We start from the raw sequence: 24,719 nt of genomic DNA, 5'->3' as shown, positions 1-24,719 counted from the left end.
TTAACTTAACGAAATTCATTAACAAATTTTGATTATTTATACAAACTTTATTTTAATAAGAGTCTCTTTTTATTAATTCCATAAAATACTTTCTTATTGATTGTTTAATTTTACGATAAAATCAATTATTTAAATTTTACATTAATAAAACATTAGCATTATTTGTTTCATTAAATCAAATTGTTACATTTGTTACTCAATCTTAAAACTAAAAATCATAAGACCATGAAAAGAGTAATCTTATCTGCTTTAGTTGTTGGTGCTTTATTAGCAACTTCATGTAAAAAAGCAAAAGAAGAAACAAAAGATGCTGCAGAAACTGCAGTTGAAGCAACAGAAAAAGCCGCTGATAAAGTATCTGAAGCTGTTGAAGATACAGCTACGAAGGTTGTAGAAAAAACTGAAGAAGCTGTAGATAAAGTTGCTGAAGCAGTAGAATCAGCTTTAGACGGTGTTACTATTCCTAGCTTTGATAATAAAGAAGTAGAAGAGCATTTAAAGAACTATGCTACTTATGCTAAAGACTATATCGCTGCAAAAGGTGATGTTGTTAAGAATGCTACTCTAGCTAAAAAAGGTGTTGAGTTAGCTCAAAAAGGTGCTGAATTAGTGAAAAATTTAGATGACGAAGGTAAAAAGAAGTTTAATAGTGTAATGAGCGCTATTCAAGCAAAAATGGCTCCTTCTAAGTAATAGCTAAATATAAAAAATAAAAAAGGCTCTTTAATAAAGAGCCTTTTTTTTATGCAATAATCCTTGATTTTTTTTGCTAACTCTACAAAGCGATCGTATACCACAAAGCCTCCTTTTTTAACATAATAAACAGCTCCAATTTCTTCTGGTACCACGAACGAAATACATCGGTTCTTTTTGGGTAATCCAATTTCAGCTCAATACCGCGATACAAACCATAAGAGGACCTAAATATTTTTCTTTATTATAAAGCTCATACCCAGTGTTTTTAACAAAATTTTCACAAAAAAAACATTGTCATAATATCTTAACACTATACCTTTAAGACTGAAATAGAATTAGTTAAAAAAAGAATTGTTGTCTGATGAAATCATTACTTCATGAAATTGCTGTTGAAAAAGTTCTTCAATTTCTCTACTCTATTTAATAATCATTGAAAATAAAAAATTTGTTGCGCGACAGATAGGTGGAAACTGAAAAGCCTATAATAGAGTAAGTATAATTTAAAATTTTTCTTCTATGGAAAGCATTAAAAACAAACTTTTCGGAAAATCAGAAATTATTGATTCAGAATCAATGAGATCAATTTACGGTGGTTTTGCTCAAACCAAAACAAAAGGGTCAAAAACAAAAGAAACTGCACAAGATAAGGATTCCTCTGCTAGTCAAGAGAACCCTCAGCAACAATTTCAACATGCAGATTAATTCTTTAAAATAGACTCAATCTTTCTATACTTAGAAATTTGTATAGAAAGATTTCTCTAATAAAATATTGATACAGTGATTTTAATTTTTAGCTCGGAAGCTGACAGCAGTACATGTGATGTTATTGATTGGCTTAATTTCTACAATGCAGATTTTTTAAGAATTAATTTTGATGATCTAGTTGTTGATAATGATATTAAAATAGAAATAAATAATTTATCAAGTGATGTTTTATTGAGATATCGTGAAAAAACCGTAGATCTAAAAAGTATTTCTTGTTTTTGGTATCGGAGAGGAGGGTATTTTAAATTTACAGAATCAATTAATTGGAACAAAACTGAAACTTCAAAAGAAGTAAAAAACGCTCTAAGTTTTGACCTTTGGAATGAAGCAAAACGAATAACGGATTTTATACATTTCACCATTAAGGATAAGCCTTCAATTAATAGTTTTTTTACTTCTACCCCGAATAAACTGATTATGTTAAAAACAGCTGTTGAATGTGGAATAAAAATCCCTCCAACCATAATCACAAAAAATAAGTCAGAACTCGATACATTTTCTCGAAAAAATGGAAATGTTATTACTAAAGGAATTGATGAATCCATACATTTTGGAGATAATCAAAGTTTTTATAGTGTTTACACAGAAGAAATAACAGATATAGATAAATTCCCTAATCGTTTTTTTCCTTCAAAAGTTCAACAAAAAATAGACAAGCAATTTGAATTAAGAGTTTTCTATTTCTTTGGTAAATTCTTTTCAATGGCTATTTTCTCTCAAAAAAACAAAAAGACCTCTGTTGATTTTAGGAAGTATGACGAAAAAAAACCTAATAGGTGTGTGCCGTACGAACTACCTAAGTATATGGAAGATAAACTTGACGAACTCATGAAAAAAATGAATCTTAATTGTGGCTCTATAGATTTGATTTACAGTAAAAGAAACGAATATATTTTCCTAGAAATCAATCCAGTTGGTCAGTTTGGTATGGTTTCGACTCCCTGTAACTATAATATTGAAAAATTAATCGCTGAAAAATTAATAGAATTTGAAAAAAATAATTAAAACTAAACCCTATCTTTTTCCTTTAAGTTATCACTTTGTAGAAGTACATAATTACGAAGAGGAAAATATAAAGACCAAAAAAGAAGTAAAAGTATATATTGAATCCAACACTTACCAAACCAAAAGGTATGCTCCTGCTCCTTTTTATAAAAACCTTGAATATTGAAAAAAAGCGAAGAAATATTTCATCTCTATTCATGTTGCTTAACTTTTCAAGGACATAGGAGATCAGTAATAATTGACACTCAAAGAAATGAACTCTATTACATTCCAAATGCATTATACAGTTTACTCAAAAACAACCCAACAAAACTAACAGTGAGTAACGACGAAATGATCAAGGAATATCTGTCTTTTTTACTTGATAACGAAATTGGTTTCTTGTTAGAGAAAAATGATAATTTTCCTAGTTTGAGTTTGAATTTCCATACTCCTTTTAAAATTACAAACGCAACTATCGAAATAGAAAATTTCAGCAACTATAATCTTTCAAAAGTTTCAGATGAACTCATTGAATTAGGCTGTAAAAGCTTTTACTTAAAAATTATAAAAAATTGTACTATTAACGATCTTATAAAAATATTTTCACACTTTAAAGAAAACGCATTCAATAGTATTGATATCTTAACCTCAGGTAAATTAATTAACGTTGACCAATTAATCGAATTTATATTAGTAAACCCAAATATCAGAAACTTCACTCTAACAGACTCTAATAAAAATGATTTAATTCAGTTATCTGGAGATGGTATGACAACATTGCGTTTAACAACTGATGGAGTAAACAAAATGAAAAAGATAACCCCTAAAATGTTCAACTTAAATTTACAATTTATAAGTGAGTCGTTTCATTATAACAACTATTTAAACAAGAAAATTACCGTTGACAGGAATGGACTTATAAAAAACTCTTGTTCTTTTGATCAGAGTTTTGGACATATAGATAAAGTAAGTTTAAAAGATGTTATTTCTAATTCAGAATTTAGTAAATTTTGGGAATTAAATAATGACAAAGTTGAAATTTGCAAAGATTGTGAACACAGATATATTTGTCCTCAAATAGTAAAAAAAGAAAGTGAAGTTTATAAAAAACCAGAAATATGCAGCTACAATCCATACATTGGAGAATGGGAATAATTTTATTTTTTATGATTTTGACACTCCCAAACAAAGTTCTTTCACAAAAAATAAAAATAAAATCTCGTTATTTAAACGAAAGTAGAACCGTTTCAATAAGACTACCTGATAACTATGAATGTTCTAAGGCTACATATCCAATTATTCTTGTTACTGATGGAGGTATTTTGTTTGACTACGTCAAAGGTTTGTTCATTTATAACTGGGATTTATATCCTGATGCCATTCTTGTTGGAATAGATCAGTTAGAAAGGGAAAAAGAACTAGTTCCAATGAAAGAAACTGAGGAAACCCATGAAAATTTTTTTAAATATGTAAATGACGAATTATTAAATGAGTTAAAAAGTAATTACAGAGTTAACGGTATAAATATCATTATTGGTCATTCTTTTGGAGGATATTTTTCAATAAAATCTTTACTAAAGAATAACAATATAAATTATGCTATTTCTATTAGCACTACTCTATGGAAAAAATACGGAGATAATATTTACAGCGAGTTTTCCAAAAAACAACCTACAGAGAATAATTTTCTATATTTAGGTTCAGCTGAAAATGATCATAAGCAAATAAAAAATGACCTTGTAAAATTAAATGAATACATTGAGGAAAATAAAGCTTTCAATATAAAATCTTCATTAGAAGAATACCCTAATGAAGATCATAATTCTTCCATACTTATAGGAATAAGAAAAGGTTTATTAAAGTTATTCAAAAATTGGCCTACGAAAATTTCTGAGAAAAAATGGGATGAAATTTACAAATACAAAAAAGCTTCCATTTTTTATAATCACTTTAAGGATATACCAAATAAGTATAAGATAATACCATCGGAGGAAGATTATAATTCTCTAGGATACTATTATCTTGAACAGAAGAAAATCAACAAGGCCATTGAAACATTTGAGTTAAACGCAAAAATCTATCCTTGTTCATCAAATGCATATGATAGTTTAGCTGAAGCTTATGAAATTAATAACGAAAATAAGAAAGCTCTCTCCAACTATAAAAAAGCACTAAAAATGGAAATAAAAGGTGATAATGATATTAACTCTAAACAACAGTATACCAATAACATTAAAAGAGTAAAATCTAAACTAAGGTAAATTAGCCTTTTTTCCTTTTTTTAAAACAACTCAATAATTTCGGTACAAAAAATATATTATGCAATAACATCTTCTTGTAATTTTCTGGCTAACTCGTCAAAGCTATCATATAATACAAAACCTCCATCTTTAATATATGAAATAGCTCCGGTCTCTTCTGACACCACCAAACAAAGAGCATCTGTTCTTTCAGACACTCCAATTGCAGCTCGATGTCGTAACCCAAATCGTAATGGTATTTGTGAACTTTCAGTTAGAGGTAAAATAACCCTAGTAGCAATAATATAATTATCCCTTATAATCATTGCTCCATCATGCAATGGGCTATTTTTATAAAAAATGCTCTCTAAAATAGCTGTATTAACTAAAGCGTTCATTTTATCTCCAGTTGTTGCTAAAAAATCAAGGTTATTTGTTTTTTCAATAACAATTAATGCTCCTGTTTTTGTCTTTGATAAATTTATCGAAGCTTTCAAAATCGTTTCTGTATCGACTTCTGTGTTAATTTCAGACTGTAAAAATTTCAATTGATTTAAAAAACTTTTCCTTGTCGAAAAATTGGTAGTACCAATCATTAGTAAAAACTTTCGAATTTCCTGTTGAAAAACAATTAATAATGCGATAACACCACCAGATAACAAATATCCTAATATACCGCTCAGCATTTCCATTCGAAGTGCCTGCGTTATTTTCCAAATAATAAATATTAAAGCAATACCGATAACAATATTAATGGCTACTGTACCTTTTAACAACTTATATGTGTAATACAACAAAGCAGCTACCAAAATAATATCTAGTACATCTAAAAAGGAAAAGTCGATAAAGTCCAAACTCAATTAGTTTTAGCAGTTCTGTAAATGTAACTATTTTATTTGAGGTACTATTATGCCCTTTCCAATTTGAAGACTGTTATTTCTGGTCGAACATTAAATCTAACTTGCCATAAATGCCCTATAGCTCTATTAATATACAAAGTTCTTCCATCAAATAGATCAATTTCTCCAGATGAATATCTCTTATTTTTTACAGGAAGCATTGGTGGTGGCAGAAATGGAGCTTTGCATTGGCCTCCATGTGTATGTCCAGATAAAATCCAGCCACTGTAACCATGCCATACATCCAAATCACAAACATCAGGATTATGACACAAGACGATGTTGGCTTTCGACTTATCATAATGTTGTAATACCTTTTGAGGATTGAAGTTCATTCCCCAGTAATCATCCAACCCAATAAAGTTTAAACCGTTTACTTCCTTTTGCTCATTACTTAAAATTGTTACTCCGTTATCATCCAATATATCCGTAATAGTATCTGCTACATGCTGTTCTCTCCAATTTTCACCATAATCATGATTTCCAAGAACTCCAATGGTAGCTTCTTTTCCCCTCACTGCATACTTCATAACTTCCTTCAATTGAGAAAACTGCTCCTCATTTTCATAACTCACATAATCACCTGTATACACCACAAAATCTGGATTAAGCTTTTGTGCCTTTTTGAAACTATCAATTAAATACTGGTAATCAAACCGATTTCCTACATGCACATCACTGATCTGCATAACGGTTTTCCCTTTCAAATCTTCTGGTAAATTTTTAATTGCCATTTTATGCCGAACAAATTCTAACCAAAATGGCTCTACCTGCCATGTATACAAACCAGCTATTGTACCAACACCTAGTAATCCATAAGTAGCCTTTTTTAAAAATTTACGTCGTTTCATGAGGGGATTATTTTATATAATTATTTACAATTTTAACAGCTTCAACTGCTTGTTTTACATCGTGTACTCTTAAAATATTAGTTCCATTCAACAAGGCAATGGTATTTGCTACAGTTGTGGCATTCAGTGCTTCAGAAGCAGTAATTCCGAGAGTTTTATATAACATCGATTTTCTTGACACACCAGTCAATATAGGAACTTCTAAACTAGAAAATAATTCGAGTTTTCTTAATAATTCAAAATTATGTTCTATTGTTTTCCCAAACCCAAAACCTACATCAATAATAACATCATTCACCTTCAGCGCTCTTAGCTTAAAAAGTTGCTCTGAAAAAAAACTAATCAGCTCTTTTACAATATCAGAATAACTTGGATTTGACTGCATATTTTGAGGAGTTCCCTGCATATGCATAAGAATATAAGGAACCTGTAATTCCGCTACCTTTGCAAACATTTCCTCATCCATTTTACCGCCAGAAATATCGTTTACAATCGCCGCTCCTGCCTGAATGGCCTCTTCTGCAACCTCACTTCTAAACGTATCAATAGAAATTACTATTTCTGGAAATTCCTTAAGTAGCAGAGAAACAATCGGTACTACTCTATTCAATTCCTCCTCTTCAGAAATATGCTTTGCTCCTGGACGAGAAGAGTAACCTCCAATATCAATAAAAGTTGCTCCTTCATGGAGCATTTGTTCAACTTTTGACAGTACCTCTTTTTCATTTTTATACTTTCCTCCATCATAAAATGAATCAGGAGTTAAATTAAGAATTCCCATTACCTTTGGAACACTTAAATCGATCAAGGTACCTTTACAGTTAATCGTCATTTATTTTACTACTTTATTAATAATGTTCGATTTTTCAGGTGCTTTATAATTTTTCATCTTTTCCATTAAACCTTCTACAGTTTCATCCACCAAAAGCATTTTTCTATTATCAGGTTTTAAAAACCCTTCCTCAACCATAAAATCTAACTGTTTAATAGTATAATCAAAAAAACCATTTACGTTTAAAATTCCAACTGGTTTTGTTTCAATATACAACTGTTGCAATGTTAATGCTTCAAATAACTCATCTAAAGTTCCATATCCTCCAGGTAACGTAATATACCCATTGATCATTTGACTCATTTTCATTTTTCTCTCACTCATTGTTTTGGTAACATGAACTTCAGTAGCACCTTTATTTACAACTTCTTCCTTTTCCAGTAATCCAGGAATAATTCCAACTACTTTTCCTCCTTGCTCTATCATTTTATTTGATATTGCTCCCATAATTCCAATTTTACCTCCACCATAAACTAAACCAATATTATGCTGAACAAAATAATTTCCTAATTCCATGGCTGCTTCTTGATATACTTTCTTAAAACCAGTGCTTGAACCACAGAAAACTGCTATGTTGTGTAACCCCATTCTTAAAAATAAATTATTACGTAAAAATAAAGGAAAACCTAATTGATTTCTTATTTTTACCTTATTATTTCAGAAAATAGAAGATGAAGGATACCTCAAAACAATACGATGCGATTGTAAAGGAATGTAGAAGCTTATTTGCTAATAAAATGACAGATTACGGAGCGGCTTGGAGAATTTTAAGACTCCCTTCTTTAACCGATCAAATTTTCATAAAGGCACAGCGAATAAGACAATTACAAGAAAATACTGTTAGAAAAGTAGATGAAGGAGAGAAATCAGAGTTTATAGGAATTATCAATTATTCGGTAATGGCCTTGGTTCAGCTCGAATTAGGTATTGTTGACCAACCCGACTTATCTTCAGACGAAGCTGTTGCTTTATATGATAAACATATTTCTATCACAAAGCAATTAATGGAAAATAAAAACCATGATTACGGTGAAGCATGGCGTGACATGAGAATTTCGTCGTTAACGGATTTAATATTGCAAAAACTTCTTAGGGTGAAGCAAATAGAAGACAACAAAGGAAAGACTATTGTTTCCGAAGGAATTGATGCAAATTATCAAGATATGATTAATTATGCTATTTTTGCTTTGATTCATCACTCAGAATTAGAAAGTTAAAAGAATAAAAACAACCCCTTATTATGATATTAAAATTATTAACCCATATTTCCAGAGTACTTGTTAGTATATTATTTATTTACTCAGGTTTCGTAAAATTGGTTGATCCAATTGGGTCACAGTTTAAATTTGAAGAGTACTTTAGTGAAAGTGTTTTAAACATTGAATTTCTTATTCCTTTTGCATTACCTTTTTCAATTTTATTAATTGTTGCAGAGCTAGCACTTGGAGTTATGTTATTAGTTGGCTACAAGCCAAAGTTTACTGTGTGGAGTTTATTTGGACTTAACTTAATCTTTTTGTTTTTAACATGGTATTCGTACACCTATAACAAAGTAACCGACTGTGGTTGTTTTGGTGATGCCATTAAATTAACTCCTAAAGAAACATTTTATAAGAATATCATATTTATGGTTTTCATTATAATATTAATTATTGGGTTAAAGTATATTAAATCAATTATCTCGACAAAATTTGCTGCTATAGCTTCATTTGCGTCAATTATTGTTTCATTATTAATTGTTTATCATGTATTAAATCATTTACCAATTATCGATTTTAGGGCTTATTCAGTGGGAACTGATATTGCTGATGGCATGGAATATAAGGGAGATGGAGAAATTCCTCCGATTCATGACTTCATGATTGAAACTGATGATGGAGATCAATTAGAACCTATGTTGGCTAAAGAAAAGGCCTTATTAGTAATCATGTATAATTTTGAAAAAACTGAAAAAGAAGGCATTGCCTCAATAGCACAAGTAGCTAAGGATGCTAAAAACAAAGGTTATGAAATATACGTGTTAACCGCTTCTTATATTGAAGATTTACAAGCAACTCAAAAAGAGTTTGACTTACCTTATTCATTCGGATTCTGTGATGAAACTGCGTTAAAAACAGCAATTAGAGCCAATCCTGGTGTTATCACTGTAGAAAACGGAATTATTGTTGGTAAGTGGAATTGGACAGATGCCGATGATGTCGTTTTAAAATAAACAAAATATAATATTACAAATTTAAAAACCTCAATATCTATTTTCGATATTGAGGTTTTTAATTTACTGTCATTCAAAGAAAAACAACAACTAAAAAGCTAAAAAACAAACCTATAAGTTTATTTTTTTTGTAAATTAACCTCGAAACTAAACCTTATTCTCATGAAATTCTTAAAACGTTTTTTCCTTTTTCTCTTATTAATTCTTGTAGCTGGAGCCATTTATGTGTTTACATATTCAGGTAAATATGATGTAAAAAGAAGTAAAATTATTAAAGCACCAATTTCTCATGTTTTTAATACGGTTAATGACTTAAAAACTTGGGAAAAATGGGGACCATGGCATGATACCGATTCTACTATTGTTGTAACCTATGGTGATAAAACTGTGGGAGTCGGAGCATCAGATAGTTGGACAAGTAAAGACGGACCTGGTAAAATGGAAACTGTTGCCGTTGAAACCAACAAATCTATCGATCAAAAAATATCATTTATGGATGGTGATCCTAGTGATATCTATTGGAAATTTAATGAAACTGAAGAAGGAACAGAAGTTACTTGGGGAATGAAAGCAGAAGACTCTCCTCTTGGTTTCAAATTCTTCGCGGCAATATCAGGAGGCTGGGATGCTATGTTTGGTAAGATGGAAGATGACGGATTGAATAATCTGGCTAAATATGCAGAAAGTACCGTTCCTGCACCTGCATATACAATTGGAAAAGTATCAGAGACTGAGTTGGCAGGAGGTACCTTTATTGGCTATCACCATAAAACCAAAATAGATCATGCAGAAATGACAAAACTCTTTATGCAAGATATGCCTAAAGCTGGTATTCATGCTGTTAAAAATGGGCTTACTTTAGGTGATTATGTTCCTGGTGCTGTATTTAGCAAATATGATGAAACCAGTAATGAAACAGAATTTTACATTGGTTTACTTCTTCATAAAAAATTAAAACCAGCAGAGGGAATGGAGGTTGTAAATATTCCTTCTGGAAAAGTTGTAAGAATATCAAAATGCGGTAATTACGGAACTGGTGATGCGGAAGCTCATATGGCAATTGACTCTTATTTAAAGAATAACAATTTAAAAATGAAATACCCTATTTGGGAACTTTATGTTAACGATCCAGGAGAAGTAAAACCAGAAGACATTCAAACCGATATATATTATCCTATTGAGGAATAGTCTTTTTTAAAAATTTTCTCAAATATTGCATAATCAATACAATACTAAAACCTCAAATAATTTTGAGGTTTTAGTATATTCGCAGGAAATGAAACAGTTAATCTTAGTTTTTCTTGGAGGAGGCGTTGGTAGTACGTTACGTTATTTGTTAAGCAAACTTTTAAACAATTCTCAAAATGGTATTCCTTATGGAACCTTTGCCGCAAACATAATAGGTAGTTTTTTAATTGGATTAATCTTAGGTCTTGCGGCTAAAAACCAATCTTTAACACAAAGTCAAACATTGTTTTTAGCAACGGGTTTTTGTGGTGGTTTTACCACATTTTCATCCTTTGCCTATGAAAATCATGTTTTTCTAAAATCAGGAGACTTTTTATCATTTGCTATTTACACTTTAGCCAGTTTTATTCTAGGTTTTTTAGCTGTTTTTGGAGGTATTTTTATAACTAAAATAGTTTAATTTAATAATGAGTAAACTGGTACAGTATTCTGAAGATAGCAATTACGCTATAATTTCGCTTAATAATGGAAAAGTAAACGCTATTTCTCATGAAGTAGTAGATGAGCTAAACAGCTGCTTAGATAGGGCTGAAACAAATAAAAAAGTAGTTATTCTTACAGGGCAAGCAGGTATTTTTTCAGGAGGATATGATTTGAAATCAATGACAGCCTCTCCTGAATCTGCTCTTAAATTAGTAACAAAAGGTTCTAAACTATCGTTAAGAATGTTAAGTTTTCCTTTTCCTGTTATAATAGCATGTAACGGTCATGCCATTGCAAAAGGTGCGTTTTTATTATTATCTGGTGATTACCGATTAGGTACTGAAGGTGAGTTTAAAATTGGATTAAACGAGGTAATGATAGGTATGACCATGCATAACGCAGGAATTGAAATAGCAAAAGCACGATTAAGCTCTGTTTACTTGGAAAGAAGTGTGAATAACTCAGAAATTTATTCTCCTAAAGATGCGATTTCCGCTGGATTTCTCGACAAGATAGTTCCTCAAGAACATTTATTACCTACAGCTATCAAAATTGCGGAAATGTTTGGACAATTAAATTCCAAAGCGCATGCAGAAACTAAACTCAAAGTAAGAAAACCCTACTTACAAAAAATAGAACAGGCTATTCAACAAGACATTGATGAGGGGTTAACTCCTCCATCAAAATAGAAAAAAGCCCAAATTTGGGCTTTTTTTATTTCTTATATGCCATTACCCCGGCATTTATTTCAAGATCCAAAAAGTTTTCTCTTGGTGTAATAGGACAAGAGTAGCGATCACTATATGCGCAATAAGGATTGTATGCTTTATTAAAATCAATTTCAATACTACCATCACTTAATTCATCAGTAGTTAATACATCAATAAACCTACCACCTCCATATGAGGTAGAACCGTTTGTTTTATCTAAAAAAGGTAAAAAAAGATGGTTTTCATACCCAATAGTAGGAAGTTCATTTTTGTAAATATTGAGCTTCAACTCCTTTTCATCAATAATAAAATGTACCTCTCCATACTTCTTGTATACAGCTATTCTTTCAGTTGTTGTTGGAAAATTAAATGTTGGAGCATCGGGTGTTTTCACCAATTTCGCTTTCACTTTATATTTATCACTTACTGGAAAAAAATCAAGCCCTTTAAATTTTTTCAACCCTTTTTTTGTTAAAGGAGATGTTGAAGCATCTTTAAACTTAGCATTCATTTTCTTTTGAAACTCAGTTTTTCCAGAAAGCTCTTTTTTATCTTGAGAGTTACAAGACATAAAAAAAAACATCGAAACAACTATTAGTGCAAATCTCATTTAATTCGATTATTTACAATTAATTTTAATGCTAAGATAATGCAAAAGTTATGAATCGAATTATGATCATTTATGTATCTCAAAATATATCTCCTAAAAATTCTATTGTTTTTATTATGTTAATAGAAAACATTTGTTATATTTGAATATATTGCACTGTCATTTGAATTCTAATACTTACTTTTACACCCCAATAACAAAAATTTATCACAAAATAAAATTTTTTGATTCTTTTTTAACATAAAGAATTCAAAGATAGATATATATTTGACCCCCGATTTTGTCACTATTTGTGAACAAAAAGCATGTTGAATTAGATAAAAGAAACAATTACTTTTAAAATTGAATATTCAACATTATAGTATATAAGTATGGTTTTAATTTAATACGAAAGAAGGAAATATGAATACAGAGTTAATTAGTAAAGCGGAAGAGTTTGAAAATAGAAAATTCAAATTTGTAACTACTAGTGATAGGATTGTAGCTTCAAGGGAAGCTAAAGCTTTAATATTAGAAATTAACGAGGTTTATAAAGAAACGAAGGACAGTAAGTTAATGGACTTAATGAAACGTTTAACTGTTGTAAAACAGAAAATAGAAAAGCGATTAAAGGGAGCTCCTTTAACTGTTTAAATACTAATTCGAAAATTATACCGTTATAGGTATGAGTTGTTAAATGTTTTTATAAAACTTCTCACAAATAAAATTTATTCTTGAAAAAAAAAAATCTAGGATTGCTCCTAGATTTTTTATTATTTTTGCAGCCATCGGGATGTAGCTTAGTCCGGTTAAAGTGCTGGTCTGGGGGACCAGAGATCGAAGGTTCGAATCCTTTCATCCCGACTTTTACTTGTTATTTTACTTGTTACTAGATTAATATAAAATTTAAAGAAATAGTTTTATTTAATGCTATAATCTAAAAACACAAGTTTTAGTTATTAATTGGGTAAAATAAGCACCTCAACACGTCTATTAAATCTTCGGTTTTCCTCTGAACTATTTTCTACTAAAGGCTTGGTTTCTCCAAACCCTTTTTCTAACCACTTAAACTTTTTATCCGGGATACGTTTTTCTAATTCTAAAGCAACACTTTTTGCACGCGCTAAGGATAATATTCTGTTCCTCTCTGCGCTTCCAATATCGTCGGTATGTCCTTCAACAATAATGGTACCTCCGTTTAATATCAAAATATTATCTGCCAATAATTTTAAAGCGTCTTTTCCTTCTTCTTTTAGTTCAGATTTTCCACTATCAAACAAAACTTGGCTATCCAAATTCAATCGTACTGCACTACCAATGCAGGCAATAGCATCAACATCAGCACCAGGAATCTTACTCCTAGTTTCTAAATCCGTTAGTCTAACATAATAATATAGTTCATTGGGTTTTACAAATTCCTCAATATCAACCTCAGCGACACCTCCTTCAATTTTTCCTACAGAAATCCAGTTTTCTCCATCTTTTGAAATTTCTAAAAGAGTAGGCTCAATCGCTCCCATTTCAAAAATGTATAAATCCGAGCCATTGACATTTACCAGAGCATTGTCTTCAAACTTTACAGTAAGCGTACCGTTTAACCCCAAACTATGTGCATTGGCAAGTTTATTTATACCTTCTTCATATGCATCCGGTTCTCCAAGGGCAAAATGTGCGGTTTTTATGTTTTCGGGATGTGAACAATCAATCACTTTATCTGCAAACGACTGTTTTCCTAACGGTAAATAAACAGCGGTTGCCCTTGTGCCAAAGTAAGTTGCTCCAACTTCAGCTCCAAAATATAAATTTGGATTAAGTTTTTTAAATTTTTGCTCCGCTATTTTGGCCTTCTTTTCGCGATCTCTCAATGAAATAATAGACTTTCTTATTTCTGATTGTTGTTTGTGCGCGAAAGCTTGGGATACCACCTGTTTTTTTACTAAACTATCAAGATTAATAGTTTGTAACATATTTTCAAACTTTTTTACCTCTTCGATACTGTGTAAATTTCTTTTTGTTTTTATAAACCCTTGAATGAGTTGCTGTTCCTTTTTTGTCATTTTCCCCGCACTGGCAGCCGTCTTTTGAGACATTGCTTCAATAGTTTTCTCTTCCATTTTCAAAGACTGAAAACTATTCTTACCTGTCATTGAGTCAACTTTTTTGAGTTTATTTATAGTTGACGCTACTCCCGATTCTTTGTTTAATACATCAAAAGCTTCTAATAAATCATCCATATTACCTAAATGTTTCTTTCTTTGAGTTCTTTTTTGGATGACTTGTTCCTCTTTTCTCTTAGCACTTTCTTTGAGTAATTGATCTAGTAAATTAATAGTTGCTGAAGAATCTTGCGCTAAAGTTTCATAAGCTTTTGCTTTTTGAAATGATTTGTTTATGGTATCATTATTCAAACCTACCGACTTTGCAAATTCCTCAGTAGTTTCAAAAAATGTTTTTTGCTTGCCTGTACTTTTGTTTTCCTTCTCTTTATAGGTATTGGCAGTATTCTTTTCCTTTGACTTAACCTCTTTTTTACAAGAAAAAAAAGTACTAAAAATGAGTACAACTATGTAAAAATGTGTTTTCATATTGATGTTTTCAACCTAAATATTATTTATAGCTCGCATAGCGTACTTTCATAAATTCATAATACATGAAACCTGATTTATTATACCAGTGGTCTTCTCCGAGTTTTTTTTCACAACGATCTATTGTCATTAACGTTGTATGTAATCGTTTCATTAATTCAGCATGTTTGTTTTTATAACTTCTGTCAAATTTCTCTATAGATTTTAGGACCTTAGCACGTTCTTTTTGCCATGCCAACCCAGATACAGCATGAACTCCTGAAAAGTTATCTCCGAAAGAGATTCCGTAATCTGTAATCTTTTTTGTGTGTTGCGCTATCTTTAATAATTTTTCTAAGCTTAATTGGTTTTTCTTAAGTTCTTTATACGCTTCTTCTAGGCAATCGCAGCCGTTTTTTTTGTCTTTAGAATCTAAAAGAGTTTCTTCATCTGTGTTTTGGCTATGCCTATTAGAATTCCTTATTCTTCTTTCTGAAGAATCATAAGATCTATGGCTTCCTTCTTGATTAGAACTCTCGTCGTCATTTCTTAATAAGTTTTCAAGCTCATTGATTGTATTATTGTACTCTTCAGTTACTTTTTCTACTTGACTATCGTATCGGTTTTTATTTGCCTCAATAGCTTTCTCTTCTTCAATTTCCAAATGTTCGAGTTGTTTTGCGTGTTCAAGAGACAAGCTTTCTTTAACTTTCTCGTTATCTGTTTTTTCTTTCTCCGTTACTACATCGTCATTTAGGTGTTGTCTTTGATTTTGAAAATCTTCTTTAATTTCAAGAATATTGTTCATGTATTGATCTTCAAAATCTTGTAATTGCTTTTGATGTTCTGTAGTAATTCGTTGTATATCCTGCAGGACTTGCTCTCGATTAACTCCTTTTTTATCAACCTCCCGCGGTGAACCCCCACTAGCTGATCTATTTCCTTCATGTTCTCTGTCATTAACCACATCAGTATTTCTACCTAAAGATTGAGACCCAGTTTGAGGCAGCCTGTCAAAACAACTTGACGGTAGCGAAGGTTGTCCAGAAGGTGGTTTAAACTCAAAATCGGAATCTTCTTTATCCAAAAAAGGGCTGTTAGTAAAATTACCGTTTTTATAAAAATTATTTAATTGCTTTTCTACGTTGCCTATAACTCTACTTGCTACATTCTCTGTGATAACTTTCAAAGCGCTTGTCTGGGAATACGAAATACATGAATACAATAGTAGAACAACAACCTTACTTCTTTTCTTTTTTAAAACTATAATAGTTAGAAAAATTAAAATCCCGATCAGAACAATAGCAATTATAATAGTCAATAAATTACTTTCTTTTTCTTTAGAAATAGCTCCCTCCGAAACAGGTAAAGTTTTTTCTTTTTTTAAAATGGAAGTATCGACAAATAACTGATTATTATTGAATAGTTCTTTTCCTGCCGATACCGCCATTATAAAGGGAATTCCAGTTTCTATTCCTTTTATTTTGATACCAAATTCATACGCAGTTTTAAATTGTTCGATATAAACACCATTATTGGTTACATTACTTTTTACTACATCGTCCCAATTTTTCTTGACCATTTCTACAACAAGTTCTCTACCATCCTCTGATACCACTTGTACCATTGCCGGACGTAAAATATAGCCAAGTTTTTTTATAGCAATTCTATGCTCTTTATTTGTTGTTATTCCTTTGAGATATTTTACCTCGTAATCTTTCCCTTTTTTAGGCAAGGTCAGATTTATCTTTGTTACTGGAATCTCATTATCTTCAAGTGATGGTGGGATAAAGCTTTTCTTTTTTTGAGCGTTTATAGTAATAAAAAAAAGAAGCAATGGTATAAGAAGTTGTAATTTATAGTTAACCAGTTTCATTTTTAAAAGATTAGTTAAGTTTACCGAAGTCTTTTATACTAATGGCTATAAAGCCTATTTTTCCATGATGTATGTAGTTTCCAGATATAAAATAAGAACTCCCTATCTTTTTTGCTTGAATATTTTCAAGCTTAATTCGATCTCTATTCCAGTCTTTATATAAAATACGGATATCCAGTTTTCCACGAACTTCATAAATAGTAATTTCTTCAGTCGTTCTATCCCCTGTAAAATGTTCTCTATCACTAAAAGAGGTTTCTATATTTTTTATTTTTACTGAGTTGGCTGAAGTTTGGCTTACTTCGGTCGAAAAACCATAACTAGCAAACCATTTTTTTCTATGAAGATTATTCCCAGTAATCATAGCGCTAAAATTGTAACCATCTTTTATTTTTTTAATAATTTCAGTAAGAATATATTTATCTTGGATTGGTATATTAGGCGAATAAGAAGTCGCTTTTACTGTTAACGGAATACTTAGACATAATACTATTACCAATTTTACTATTGCTTTTTTCATAGGTCTTAAAATTTTAATCCGTTGGAAATGTCACTATAACTTACATTAGAGAATTGTAAATCAGTTATGTGTATTACTTGGTCTTTTTTATTTTTTATGAGTCGTTTTAAACTATGAACAATCACAGCATTTGCATTGCCTGATAAGGTTTTGGTATCTGATGTATTAATAGTCCCAGAAAGACTTTCTTTGGGTTCTTTTTTGTCCGAAGCATATAATTCATAATCGGTTCTTTGTAAGCCTCCTTTAAATCCTACTAGCTTGTTTTGTTCTATATAAATGCTAACCCCTATGTTTTTAAGTTTTTTAGTGGTTACATCATAATCTAATTGTACGCTTTCTGTTTTTTTATCCATTCTTCGTTTAAAAGTAATGGTAGCCAAAGTTTCATCCGTTCTTTTGTTTTTTGTAACAAGCCCAGAGGCTTTTGTATAGTACCAATTTTGATCATTTATTTTACATAAAAGCGTGCCTTTATTGGTTACTTCATCTGAAGTTTTTGCTATACTTTTTTCACTCTCTTTTATCGTAGGTTCAACAATCTTAGCATCTGGTTTTTCATTCTTACAAGCTATAGTGAGTAAAAACAGCATTATGTAGAATAGTGGTTTCATAATAGTATTCATTAAAATGTTATATTCGTTTTAATTAGCTTATCGTCTTCATTAGTTTTTTGAGTGTTTATCCAAAGGTTTTCTCCATCTGAAGTTATTCCATAAATACTCCCAGCATTTTCAATAGCATAAGTTTCAACAGCTTGAAGCTGATTTCCATTTACTTGACATTTATGTAGATAATCCCTTGTGCTCACATATAAAAAGCCCTGTTTATACTCAATTCCATAAGGTGCTTTACCAAGTACATATTCTTCCTCAATGATAGCGTCATTGTTATTATCAAAATAAATAGTCTTCGCATGCGAACTTGCTATCCAAATATTATCATTATGATACGAGAGGTAATTTATAGAGGTATCAATCCCTAGATCAGTGGATCCTATCTCTACCCCATCTGTCTTCGTTGAATATAGTAATCCATCATTTGCATTAGAGTGTATAAACAAATCACCATCTAAATCATAAGCTAGTGCCGAAGCTTGCCTATTGATCATTACGCCTCCTGAATTAGTAAGAGAGCTGAGATTGAATGAGGCTAAAAAACCAGATGAACTGTCATAACCTATAATTAGAGGGGTTCCATCAAAATTGACAAACTCTATATCGGTTGCATTAACCCAAGGGGTATTCACTTCTTCTTCTTTAGTTAAAGGAGCAACCCAATTTTCATATGTTGGGGCGTTACTATTTCTTCTAAAAACAGCTGAAGTATTGAAAATAGATTCTGATACAGTTAAGGTGTTATTATTGATAGTATAGCTATACACAATAGCTCCTTGAATATTATAAGTAAATTCAGTTTCTGTAACATTCGTTATTGCGTCATATTCAAAACGTCCTTTAAATCCTAGTTCATCTTGAAAAAGTAACTGAATCTGATTGCCATCAAAAGCTATGAACTTAGTTTCATTTCCTTGAAAATTACCACTGGTTAGCTCCCAACTTCCGGTTAATTGTTCAGCATTGCTCAATGCCTGTGGGTTCTCATCAGTGTTACAATTAAATAACGTTGTTGTAAATAATAAAAGGGTAATTGTTTTTAAAATTCTCATATCCATAATTTTATTTTAATCTTCCTTGATACTAACTATCTGTCCAGTTATATTAACAGAATCTGCACTTGGAGCAGTTTGCAACATTCCTCCAAACAACCAAATACCATCTTTATAATTTAGCGCAGCATGATTATACAAACCCAAAGCATCTTCTTCCAATCCTCCATATAAAGTCCAATTCACCATATCACTGCTATACCATATATCTGTAAATGCCAATGTTGTAGAGTTTTGCCCTCCTATAATCCAAACTTTATTGTTGTATACCGTTATGGTATTGAACTGTCTTCCTGAAAATAGAGGTGTATTCGTATTAACTTTACTCCAAGTAATACCATCAGAGCTTTTGTATATGTCATTCGATAGTGTTGTATCCGTGGTTTGTCCTCCAACAGCATATAATTCGTTATTAAAAACTACCAAATCAAAATCCTCGCGATAAGGAAAGGCATTTGAAGTTAAGCGCGACCAATTTATTCCATTCGAAGATGTCAGAACTTGCACCACTTCTTCTCCATCAATGGAAGCTCCTTTGGCAAGAAGTATTTGGTCATTAAATATGACTGATCTATGTTCTCCTCCAATAACTAAAGGAAAATCCGATTCGGTTATCAATCTGGTCCAGTTGATTCCATCAAAAGTTTTCCATACATCATTAATCCCTACATGGTCATTATTAAAACCTCCAATCAAATACATCGCATCGTCTAGCACAATTAAACTGTGATCTCTACGTTCAAAAACTGGTGATGACACCCCTGATATCCAAGCCACTCCGTTTTCACTACTCCAAACAGTTGGCGATAATGTTCCTGGCGGAACATATGACGACTCTCCTCCTACGGACCAAACTTTTCCGTTAAACTCTGCCATAGCATTCTGTGCAAAGTTTGCCATTTGATCTTGCTCAGTTTCTTTTGTAATTGTTAAGGAAATATCTGTTGGTGGTATATCCTTATCCTGGCTATTAGAACATGCTATTAGAAATAAAATGATTAACATGTATTTTAGTGTTGCTTTAGTTTTCATTATTCAATTACTTCTTATTAAAGGTTGTTTTTTTTATTACTTTATTTTTATGAATGATTTTTAAAATGTACCGACCGTCCTTCAAATTATTTATATTCAGATAAATTTTTTTTGACGGCATTTTGCCTAATCTCCCTACATATTTATTACTATTCATGTATTCTTTTTAAACATAAGTGAAGGTTCGCTAATAAAGCATTCAGGGTAAAATTAGAAACTGAAACAAAAGGTAGTTATGACTATTGTAACATTTGTTATAACAGATATTACAGCCTTAAAAACAGTGAAAAATCATGGAGATAAGCGGTCTTTTCCCGTGTTTAATCAAAGTTGTTTTTTGCAATTTTTTTTTGATATTCCGTAGGAGTACAATGATACATTTTTTTGAAGCACTTACTAAAATATGCATGATCGTTAAAACCAACGCTATAACCAACCTGTGAAATGTTAACACCTGGTTTTTTAAGTAATTCTGATGCTAATCTTAAACGCTGTGAACGAATGAATTCTGATGCAGAATGTCCTGTTAGGGCTTTTAATTTTCTATGCAATTGCATTCTACTCATACCTACTTCCTTACATAATACATCAATATTGAATGAAGATTCTACTAAATTCTCATCTAATACAGCCTGAAGGTTCATTAAAAATTGTTCATCTATTGAAGCTATGGCAACATCTTTAGGATATAAAATAACCTCTTGGCTATATCGAGCCTGCAATTTTTTTCGGTTATCTATGAGTTTTTCAACTCTTACTTTCAACAATTCTTTCTTAAAAGGTTTAATTATATAATCATCTGCACCCGTTTTTAATCCTTCTAATTTATTATTATCACCCACTTTAGCTGTTAGTAGAATAATCGGAATATGGCTAGTTCTCTTGTCATTTTTTAACTCATTACATAGATCAACTCCATTCTTTATTGGCATCATAACATCACTAATTATGATATCAGGAATATGTTCAATTGCCAAGTCCCCCCCCCTCTTTTCCATTCTTAGCATTTAGTATATTATAATCAGCTTCAAAAATAGAATTCAAGTAGGTTCTCATATCCATATTATCATCAATAACTAGAAGTATTGGCTTACTATCAAATGAATTAAGTTCGTACTCTTCACTCTCTGTTTGCATTGAGGAAAAAGGTAATTTCTCAATTGACCTTGAAACCGAGATAGTTTTTATTTCTTCTTCTACGAAATTACTTCGTTCTATTGGCAGCACTACTAAAAACTCGGTCCAAGCGTTCAAATTACTTTTAACAACAATTGAACCTTTATGAAGTGTTATAAGCTCCTTTATCAAGGCCAAACCAATACCAATACCTTTATTGTTGGGATCAACCTGATAAAACCTATTAAACACTTTAGTTTGTTCTTCTTTTGTAAGTCCTTTCCCTGTATTTTTTACTAATAAGTTTAGTTTATTATTTTTTATAAAGGCGTTGCATATAATAGAGCCATTTTCTTGTGTATATTTTATAGCATTGGATAATAGATTAACAACAATTTTTTCAACAATATCTGCATCAAACCATACCTCTTCCTTTGAATTGTTTAGATATACTAAATAATTGAGCTTCTTTTGTTCAGCCAAATAACTAAAGCCATCAGCAATACTTCCAATAAATGGTATAATTTTTTGCTGAGTTACTGCAAGTTTCGCTGTACCTGATTCTACTTTTGAAATAGCTAACAATTGATCCACTAGAGATAATAACCTGTCTGAGTTTCTCTCGATCATCTCAAAATTACTCCTCTCTTTATCTGTTAACTTCTCATGATTTAGTTCATTTTGAACCGAACCAGAAATGAGTGTTAGCGGTGTTCTAAACTCATGAGAAATGTTAGTAATTAAATCAGATTTAATCGAATCAATTTCCTGAAGTCTTTTCGCATACTTTTTCAATACGCTATACCTTCCAAGAAAATAAATAAGAAAGGCTACGACTATTAAATTAGCAATAATAAATAATGGTGATTTATAAAAAGGACGATATATTGAGAAATGGAGTTTTCTATTGGCCAAAACATTATCTTTTCCATTTATTGCTCTTATATTAACTTCATTTTCACCAGTTTTTAAATTATTTAATATTAAGGTATTTTGAGTAGCTAGTTTCCTCCATTTTTTGGAATTCAACCTATATTGATAAGTGATCGAATCCACTACATAACCTTTAGACAAAGCGAATTTCAATAAAACGTTTCGTTCATTTTCATTGAGTTTTACTTCAGGATAATTATCCATTGATGGTCGACCTTTCAGCTCATTATTGGCTACAAAATCCGTAATATCAATGATATGTTTAAACTTTTCGGTATTACCAATAATTGGATGCTTCGATTTAAAAATTCTTCCTCTTTTTGATGCCCAAACGTATCCACTTCTATCCGAATGTAAAAAAACACCTTCTTTCATAGGTTTGGGAGTTGTTAACCATTGGTAGTTGTGAGTGTTTTTATTGTATAATCCATTACCTAATTCTACAGCATTAACGAGAAAAATACTATCGTTGATTGCCAAAGCCGACCTAATTACATTTGGTGCTCTGCGATAGTTTTTTTTAGTCTGTGTTAAATGAGAAGTAAATTCCTTAGTTATTGTATCAAACGACACCATTCCTAAACCGTGAGTAGGGAACAAAAAACCTCGCCTATTTGGAATTATATCATGAAAATTATGGGGATAAATGTATGGAGCGTTTTTTATTTGATAAGAAATTACGTTATCTGTTTTTGTATTGATTTTATAAAAACCATCTGGCATAGCCACCCAAATAAAATGCTTCCCCTTATCAATAAAAAAAGACTCTACAGCATGCGAACTATTTCTGTGTTTGATGTCTTTACCATTGGTAAGGTATTTCTTAAGAACTTGATTATTATTCTTATCAACTAAGTATAACCCATTTGACGTTCCAACGTAAATAATGTTTTTGTCTATTTTTAATTTAAGAATATAATTTCTCCAATTAGGTAAATGAAGAGGACTGTCTAAAACAATTTTTTCGGATGTTTTCTCACGAATATTAATCTTGTAAAGTCCCTTTCTTTCACCATACCAAATTGTTCCATTTTTTTCAATTAAAAAAGTAACTCCCGCTTGTTCTCCTGCATCTAAATTATAAAATGTTGACAAGTAATTATTAATGTTTATTGCTGAAGAACCATTAAATCGATAGAGTCCGTCATCAATAATACACCATAGAATACCTTCAGAATCTTCGTAAAATTGCTCAATATTCTCCCAAGCCTGCAAACCATTGTCTTCTGTGATTAAAACCTCTTCAAACAAAAAAGTATTAGATTGTTGCTGGGAGTATTTCTTTTCAGATAAAAAAAGAAAAATTAACAAAAGACATCCATAAATCTTCATTTGGTTTTAAATTTACCGCGCAATATATGTTCTTAAAAAACACAACAGTTATAACTATTGTAACAAAAGTTATAACTGTTATAAATATACTAAAATGTGGGATGATTATTCATCCAAGTCCTTCCTTAAGCGATAAGCTTAAAAATTACAATTTTCCATTTCTAAAATGTAGTAACCCTCCTTTAAAATTTCTTCTTCAAGATGATTGGACGCTTCTTCTATATGACAAAACTTACACTCTTGAATTGTTAACCTATAATTATCTATGCCTTTATTTTTCAAATAAGTATCCCCATAACTATAAACTTTATCTACCGTTGTATTTTCCTCTACAAGGATATCAAAATGCATAAGCTTACCAGATTCTATAGGAACATATGTATCGTAAACTGAAACTTTCATGTGTTATGTTTTATATTTTTTGTTATTACTTTTTAATCACCTTATAAGGAAGTGATAGGTTTTTACTCGTAATACTATATACTTTGTACACACCTAGCATTGGCTTATCTTTTTTACTTGTATTAACCATCATATAGGCTGCTACTGCATCATATGAGAACGATGTTTTATTTTTTATTCGATAATCAGGAACAATCACTTTAATTCTTTTGCCACTTGCCTTTACAGGAAATCCTGGAGAATCCATATACATTGGCATTCCTGGATTCGTAGGTGGTAAAACAACAGTTGTGTCATCTTTTGTGAATTGCTTTACAGAAAAGCCCCCTTCTACTCTTTTGTCTTTTTGTAAGACAACCCAATGTGGGTGCCAAACAAGACCATCTTCTTTATTTTTTGTATTCCCATCCATATCTTCATCCCAAAGAGGTGTATCATCAAAATCTGGATGAGAAGTTAAAGCCAAAGCCACAATTCCTTCTACTTCATTAAACCCTACATCTGTTGATTTTAATGAAGTAGGAAAAACATACCCCAATACAGGTGCTCCATCGAGTTGCCCTTTTGCTATTGGCGTTGTTTTTCCCGCTTCACCGCTAACCCTAATCTCCCAAATGGTGACTCCTAAACTTTTTACATGTGTTACTTTCGCTCTTTTTATAAGAAAATCTTCATTTCCATAATTGTTTATTGCTTCTTGAGCATTTACTTCAGTAAGTCCGCAAAGAAGAACTGTGAAAAGAGAGGTAAAGACACTTGTTTTTAATGCTTTAATATTCATTTTCTTTTGTTTTAATGTTATCAAAACAAAAATAGTTAGGAA

26 protein-coding genes and 1 tRNA gene are annotated in these 24,719 nt (G+C 31.1%); 12 read left to right on the top strand and 15 right to left on the bottom strand.

Annotation, left to right across the window (positions count from 1 at the left end; all coding sequences use genetic code 11):
- Positions 1–225: 225 nt before the first annotated feature.
- The 5 genes from ACKTTV_RS20150 to ACKTTV_RS20130 all read left to right on the top strand — a co-directional run bounded on the left by ACKTTV_RS20150 (position 226) and on the right by ACKTTV_RS20130 (position 4,709).
- Complete coding sequence (locus tag ACKTTV_RS20150) at positions 226–693, top strand: hypothetical protein (protein WP_408032687.1); 468 nt, start codon at positions 226–228, stop codon at positions 691–693.
- Positions 694–1,212: 519 nt separating this feature from the next.
- Complete coding sequence (locus ACKTTV_RS20145) at positions 1,213–1,398, top strand: hypothetical protein (protein WP_408032686.1); 186 nt, start codon at positions 1,213–1,215, stop codon at positions 1,396–1,398.
- A gap of 75 nt (positions 1,399–1,473) precedes the next feature.
- A complete protein-coding gene (gwsG, locus tag ACKTTV_RS20140; protein WP_408032685.1) occupies positions 1,474–2,466 on the top strand; it encodes a grasp-with-spasm system ATP-grasp peptide maturase in 993 nt (330 codons plus the stop codon).
- 162 nt (positions 2,467–2,628) lie between these two features.
- A complete protein-coding gene (gwsS, locus tag ACKTTV_RS20135) occupies positions 2,629–3,603 on the top strand; it encodes a grasp-with-spasm system SPASM domain peptide maturase (protein WP_408032684.1) in 975 nt (324 codons plus the stop codon).
- An 11-nt stretch (positions 3,604–3,614) separates the two neighbouring features.
- Positions 3,615–4,709 (top strand): alpha/beta hydrolase-fold protein, encoded by a 1,095-nt coding sequence (locus ACKTTV_RS20130; RefSeq protein ID WP_408032683.1) that lies wholly within the window; start codon positions 3,615–3,617, stop codon positions 4,707–4,709.
- Between the two features lie 56 nt (positions 4,710–4,765).
- On the opposite strand, the gene cdaA is transcribed toward ACKTTV_RS20130, so the two are convergent.
- Genes cdaA through ACKTTV_RS20110 form a run of 4 tightly spaced genes read right to left on the bottom strand, consistent with a single transcriptional unit; the run spans position 4,766 to position 7,858 of the window.
- Complete coding sequence (gene cdaA / locus ACKTTV_RS20125; protein ID WP_408032682.1) at positions 4,766–5,542, bottom strand: diadenylate cyclase CdaA; 777 nt, start codon at positions 5,540–5,542, stop codon at positions 4,766–4,768.
- A 53-nt stretch (positions 5,543–5,595) separates the two neighbouring features.
- A complete protein-coding gene (locus ACKTTV_RS20120; protein WP_408032681.1) occupies positions 5,596–6,438 on the bottom strand; it encodes a metallophosphoesterase in 843 nt (280 codons plus the stop codon).
- Between the two features lie 7 nt (positions 6,439–6,445).
- A complete protein-coding gene (gene folP / locus ACKTTV_RS20115; protein WP_408032680.1) occupies positions 6,446–7,270 on the bottom strand; it encodes a dihydropteroate synthase in 825 nt (274 codons plus the stop codon).
- A complete protein-coding gene (locus ACKTTV_RS20110; RefSeq protein WP_408032679.1) occupies positions 7,271–7,858 on the bottom strand; it encodes an LOG family protein in 588 nt (195 codons plus the stop codon). It abuts the gene before it with no gap.
- Positions 7,859–7,941: 83 nt separating this feature from the next.
- Here ACKTTV_RS20110 and ACKTTV_RS20105 point away from each other — a divergent pair, with 83 nt between their 5' ends.
- From ACKTTV_RS20105 to ACKTTV_RS20085, 5 genes are all read left to right on the top strand, one after another.
- On the top strand, positions 7,942–8,487 hold the full coding sequence (locus ACKTTV_RS20105; protein ID WP_408032678.1) for a DUF1599 domain-containing protein: 546 nt from the start codon (positions 7,942–7,944) through the stop codon (positions 8,485–8,487).
- A 23-nt stretch (positions 8,488–8,510) separates the two neighbouring features.
- Positions 8,511–9,482, top strand: a complete 972-nt coding sequence (locus ACKTTV_RS20100; RefSeq protein ID WP_408032677.1) for a DoxX family protein — start codon at positions 8,511–8,513, stop codon at positions 9,480–9,482.
- A gap of 162 nt (positions 9,483–9,644) precedes the next feature.
- Positions 9,645–10,670 (top strand): SRPBCC family protein, encoded by a 1,026-nt coding sequence (locus ACKTTV_RS20095; RefSeq protein WP_408032676.1) that lies wholly within the window; start codon positions 9,645–9,647, stop codon positions 10,668–10,670.
- Positions 10,671–10,758: 88 nt separating this feature from the next.
- Positions 10,759–11,130: a fluoride efflux transporter CrcB gene (gene crcB / locus ACKTTV_RS20090; protein WP_408032675.1), complete on the top strand. Its 372-nt coding sequence runs from the start codon at positions 10,759–10,761 to the stop codon at positions 11,128–11,130.
- A gap of 7 nt (positions 11,131–11,137) precedes the next feature.
- Positions 11,138–11,842: a crotonase/enoyl-CoA hydratase family protein gene (locus ACKTTV_RS20085; RefSeq protein WP_408032674.1), complete on the top strand. Its 705-nt coding sequence runs from the start codon at positions 11,138–11,140 to the stop codon at positions 11,840–11,842.
- Positions 11,843–11,867: 25 nt separating this feature from the next.
- Here ACKTTV_RS20085 and ACKTTV_RS20080 read toward each other — a convergent pair whose 3' ends face one another.
- A complete protein-coding gene (locus tag ACKTTV_RS20080) occupies positions 11,868–12,473 on the bottom strand; it encodes a DUF1684 domain-containing protein (RefSeq protein ID WP_408032673.1) in 606 nt (201 codons plus the stop codon).
- A gap of 402 nt (positions 12,474–12,875) precedes the next feature.
- Here ACKTTV_RS20080 and ACKTTV_RS20075 point away from each other — a divergent pair, with 402 nt between their 5' ends.
- Positions 12,876–13,106, top strand: a complete 231-nt coding sequence (locus ACKTTV_RS20075; RefSeq protein ID WP_408032672.1) for a hypothetical protein — start codon at positions 12,876–12,878, stop codon at positions 13,104–13,106.
- Positions 13,107–13,241: 135 nt separating this feature from the next.
- A tRNA-Pro gene (locus ACKTTV_RS20070) sits at positions 13,242–13,316 on the top strand.
- 95 nt (positions 13,317–13,411) lie between these two features.
- Here the strand turns inward: ACKTTV_RS20070 and ACKTTV_RS20065 are convergent.
- The 10 genes from ACKTTV_RS20065 to ACKTTV_RS20020 form a co-directional block, all read right to left on the bottom strand.
- Entirely contained in the window at positions 13,412–15,037 is a 1,626-nt protein-coding gene (locus ACKTTV_RS20065) for an OmpA family protein (RefSeq protein WP_408032671.1), read from the bottom strand.
- Between the two features lie 22 nt (positions 15,038–15,059).
- Positions 15,060–16,892: a hypothetical protein gene (locus ACKTTV_RS20060; protein ID WP_408032670.1), complete on the bottom strand. Its 1,833-nt coding sequence runs from the start codon at positions 16,890–16,892 to the stop codon at positions 15,060–15,062.
- Between the two features lie 10 nt (positions 16,893–16,902).
- Entirely contained in the window at positions 16,903–17,412 is a 510-nt protein-coding gene (locus tag ACKTTV_RS20055) for a hypothetical protein (RefSeq protein ID WP_408032669.1), read from the bottom strand.
- 5 nt (positions 17,413–17,417) lie between these two features.
- Positions 17,418–18,026 (bottom strand): hypothetical protein, encoded by a 609-nt coding sequence (locus ACKTTV_RS20050; protein WP_408032668.1) that lies wholly within the window; start codon positions 18,024–18,026, stop codon positions 17,418–17,420.
- A gap of 11 nt (positions 18,027–18,037) precedes the next feature.
- Positions 18,038–19,081 carry a hypothetical protein gene (locus ACKTTV_RS20045; protein WP_408032667.1) on the bottom strand — a complete coding sequence of 348 codons (1,044 nt, stop codon included), beginning with the start codon at positions 19,079–19,081 and terminating at the stop codon, positions 18,038–18,040.
- A gap of 15 nt (positions 19,082–19,096) precedes the next feature.
- Positions 19,097–20,113 carry a Kelch repeat-containing protein gene (locus tag ACKTTV_RS20040; protein ID WP_408032666.1) on the bottom strand — a complete coding sequence of 339 codons (1,017 nt, stop codon included), beginning with the start codon at positions 20,111–20,113 and terminating at the stop codon, positions 19,097–19,099.
- Positions 20,114–20,433: 320 nt separating this feature from the next.
- Positions 20,434–21,111, bottom strand: coding sequence for a helix-turn-helix domain-containing protein (locus ACKTTV_RS20035; protein WP_408032665.1), 678 nt, complete (start codon positions 21,109–21,111; stop codon positions 20,434–20,436).
- Positions 21,080–23,494 (bottom strand): sensor histidine kinase, encoded by a 2,415-nt coding sequence (locus ACKTTV_RS20030; protein ID WP_408032664.1) that lies wholly within the window; start codon positions 23,492–23,494, stop codon positions 21,080–21,082. The genes ACKTTV_RS20035 and ACKTTV_RS20030 overlap by 32 nt, the downstream gene beginning before the upstream one ends.
- Before the next feature lie 138 nt (positions 23,495–23,632).
- Positions 23,633–23,896, bottom strand: coding sequence for a DUF2024 family protein (locus ACKTTV_RS20025; protein WP_408032663.1), 264 nt, complete (start codon positions 23,894–23,896; stop codon positions 23,633–23,635).
- 25 nt (positions 23,897–23,921) lie between these two features.
- Positions 23,922–24,677, bottom strand: a complete 756-nt coding sequence (locus ACKTTV_RS20020) for a hypothetical protein (protein WP_408032662.1) — start codon at positions 24,675–24,677, stop codon at positions 23,922–23,924.
- Positions 24,678–24,719 lie beyond the last annotated feature (42 nt).

The organism is Tenacibaculum xiamenense, assembly GCF_964513065.1.
Taxonomy (GTDB): domain Bacteria; phylum Bacteroidota; class Bacteroidia; order Flavobacteriales; family Flavobacteriaceae; genus Polaribacter; species Polaribacter xiamenense.
The sequence above is the reverse complement of the archived record's forward strand: the minus strand, read 5'-3'. Positions and strand labels throughout refer to the sequence as shown.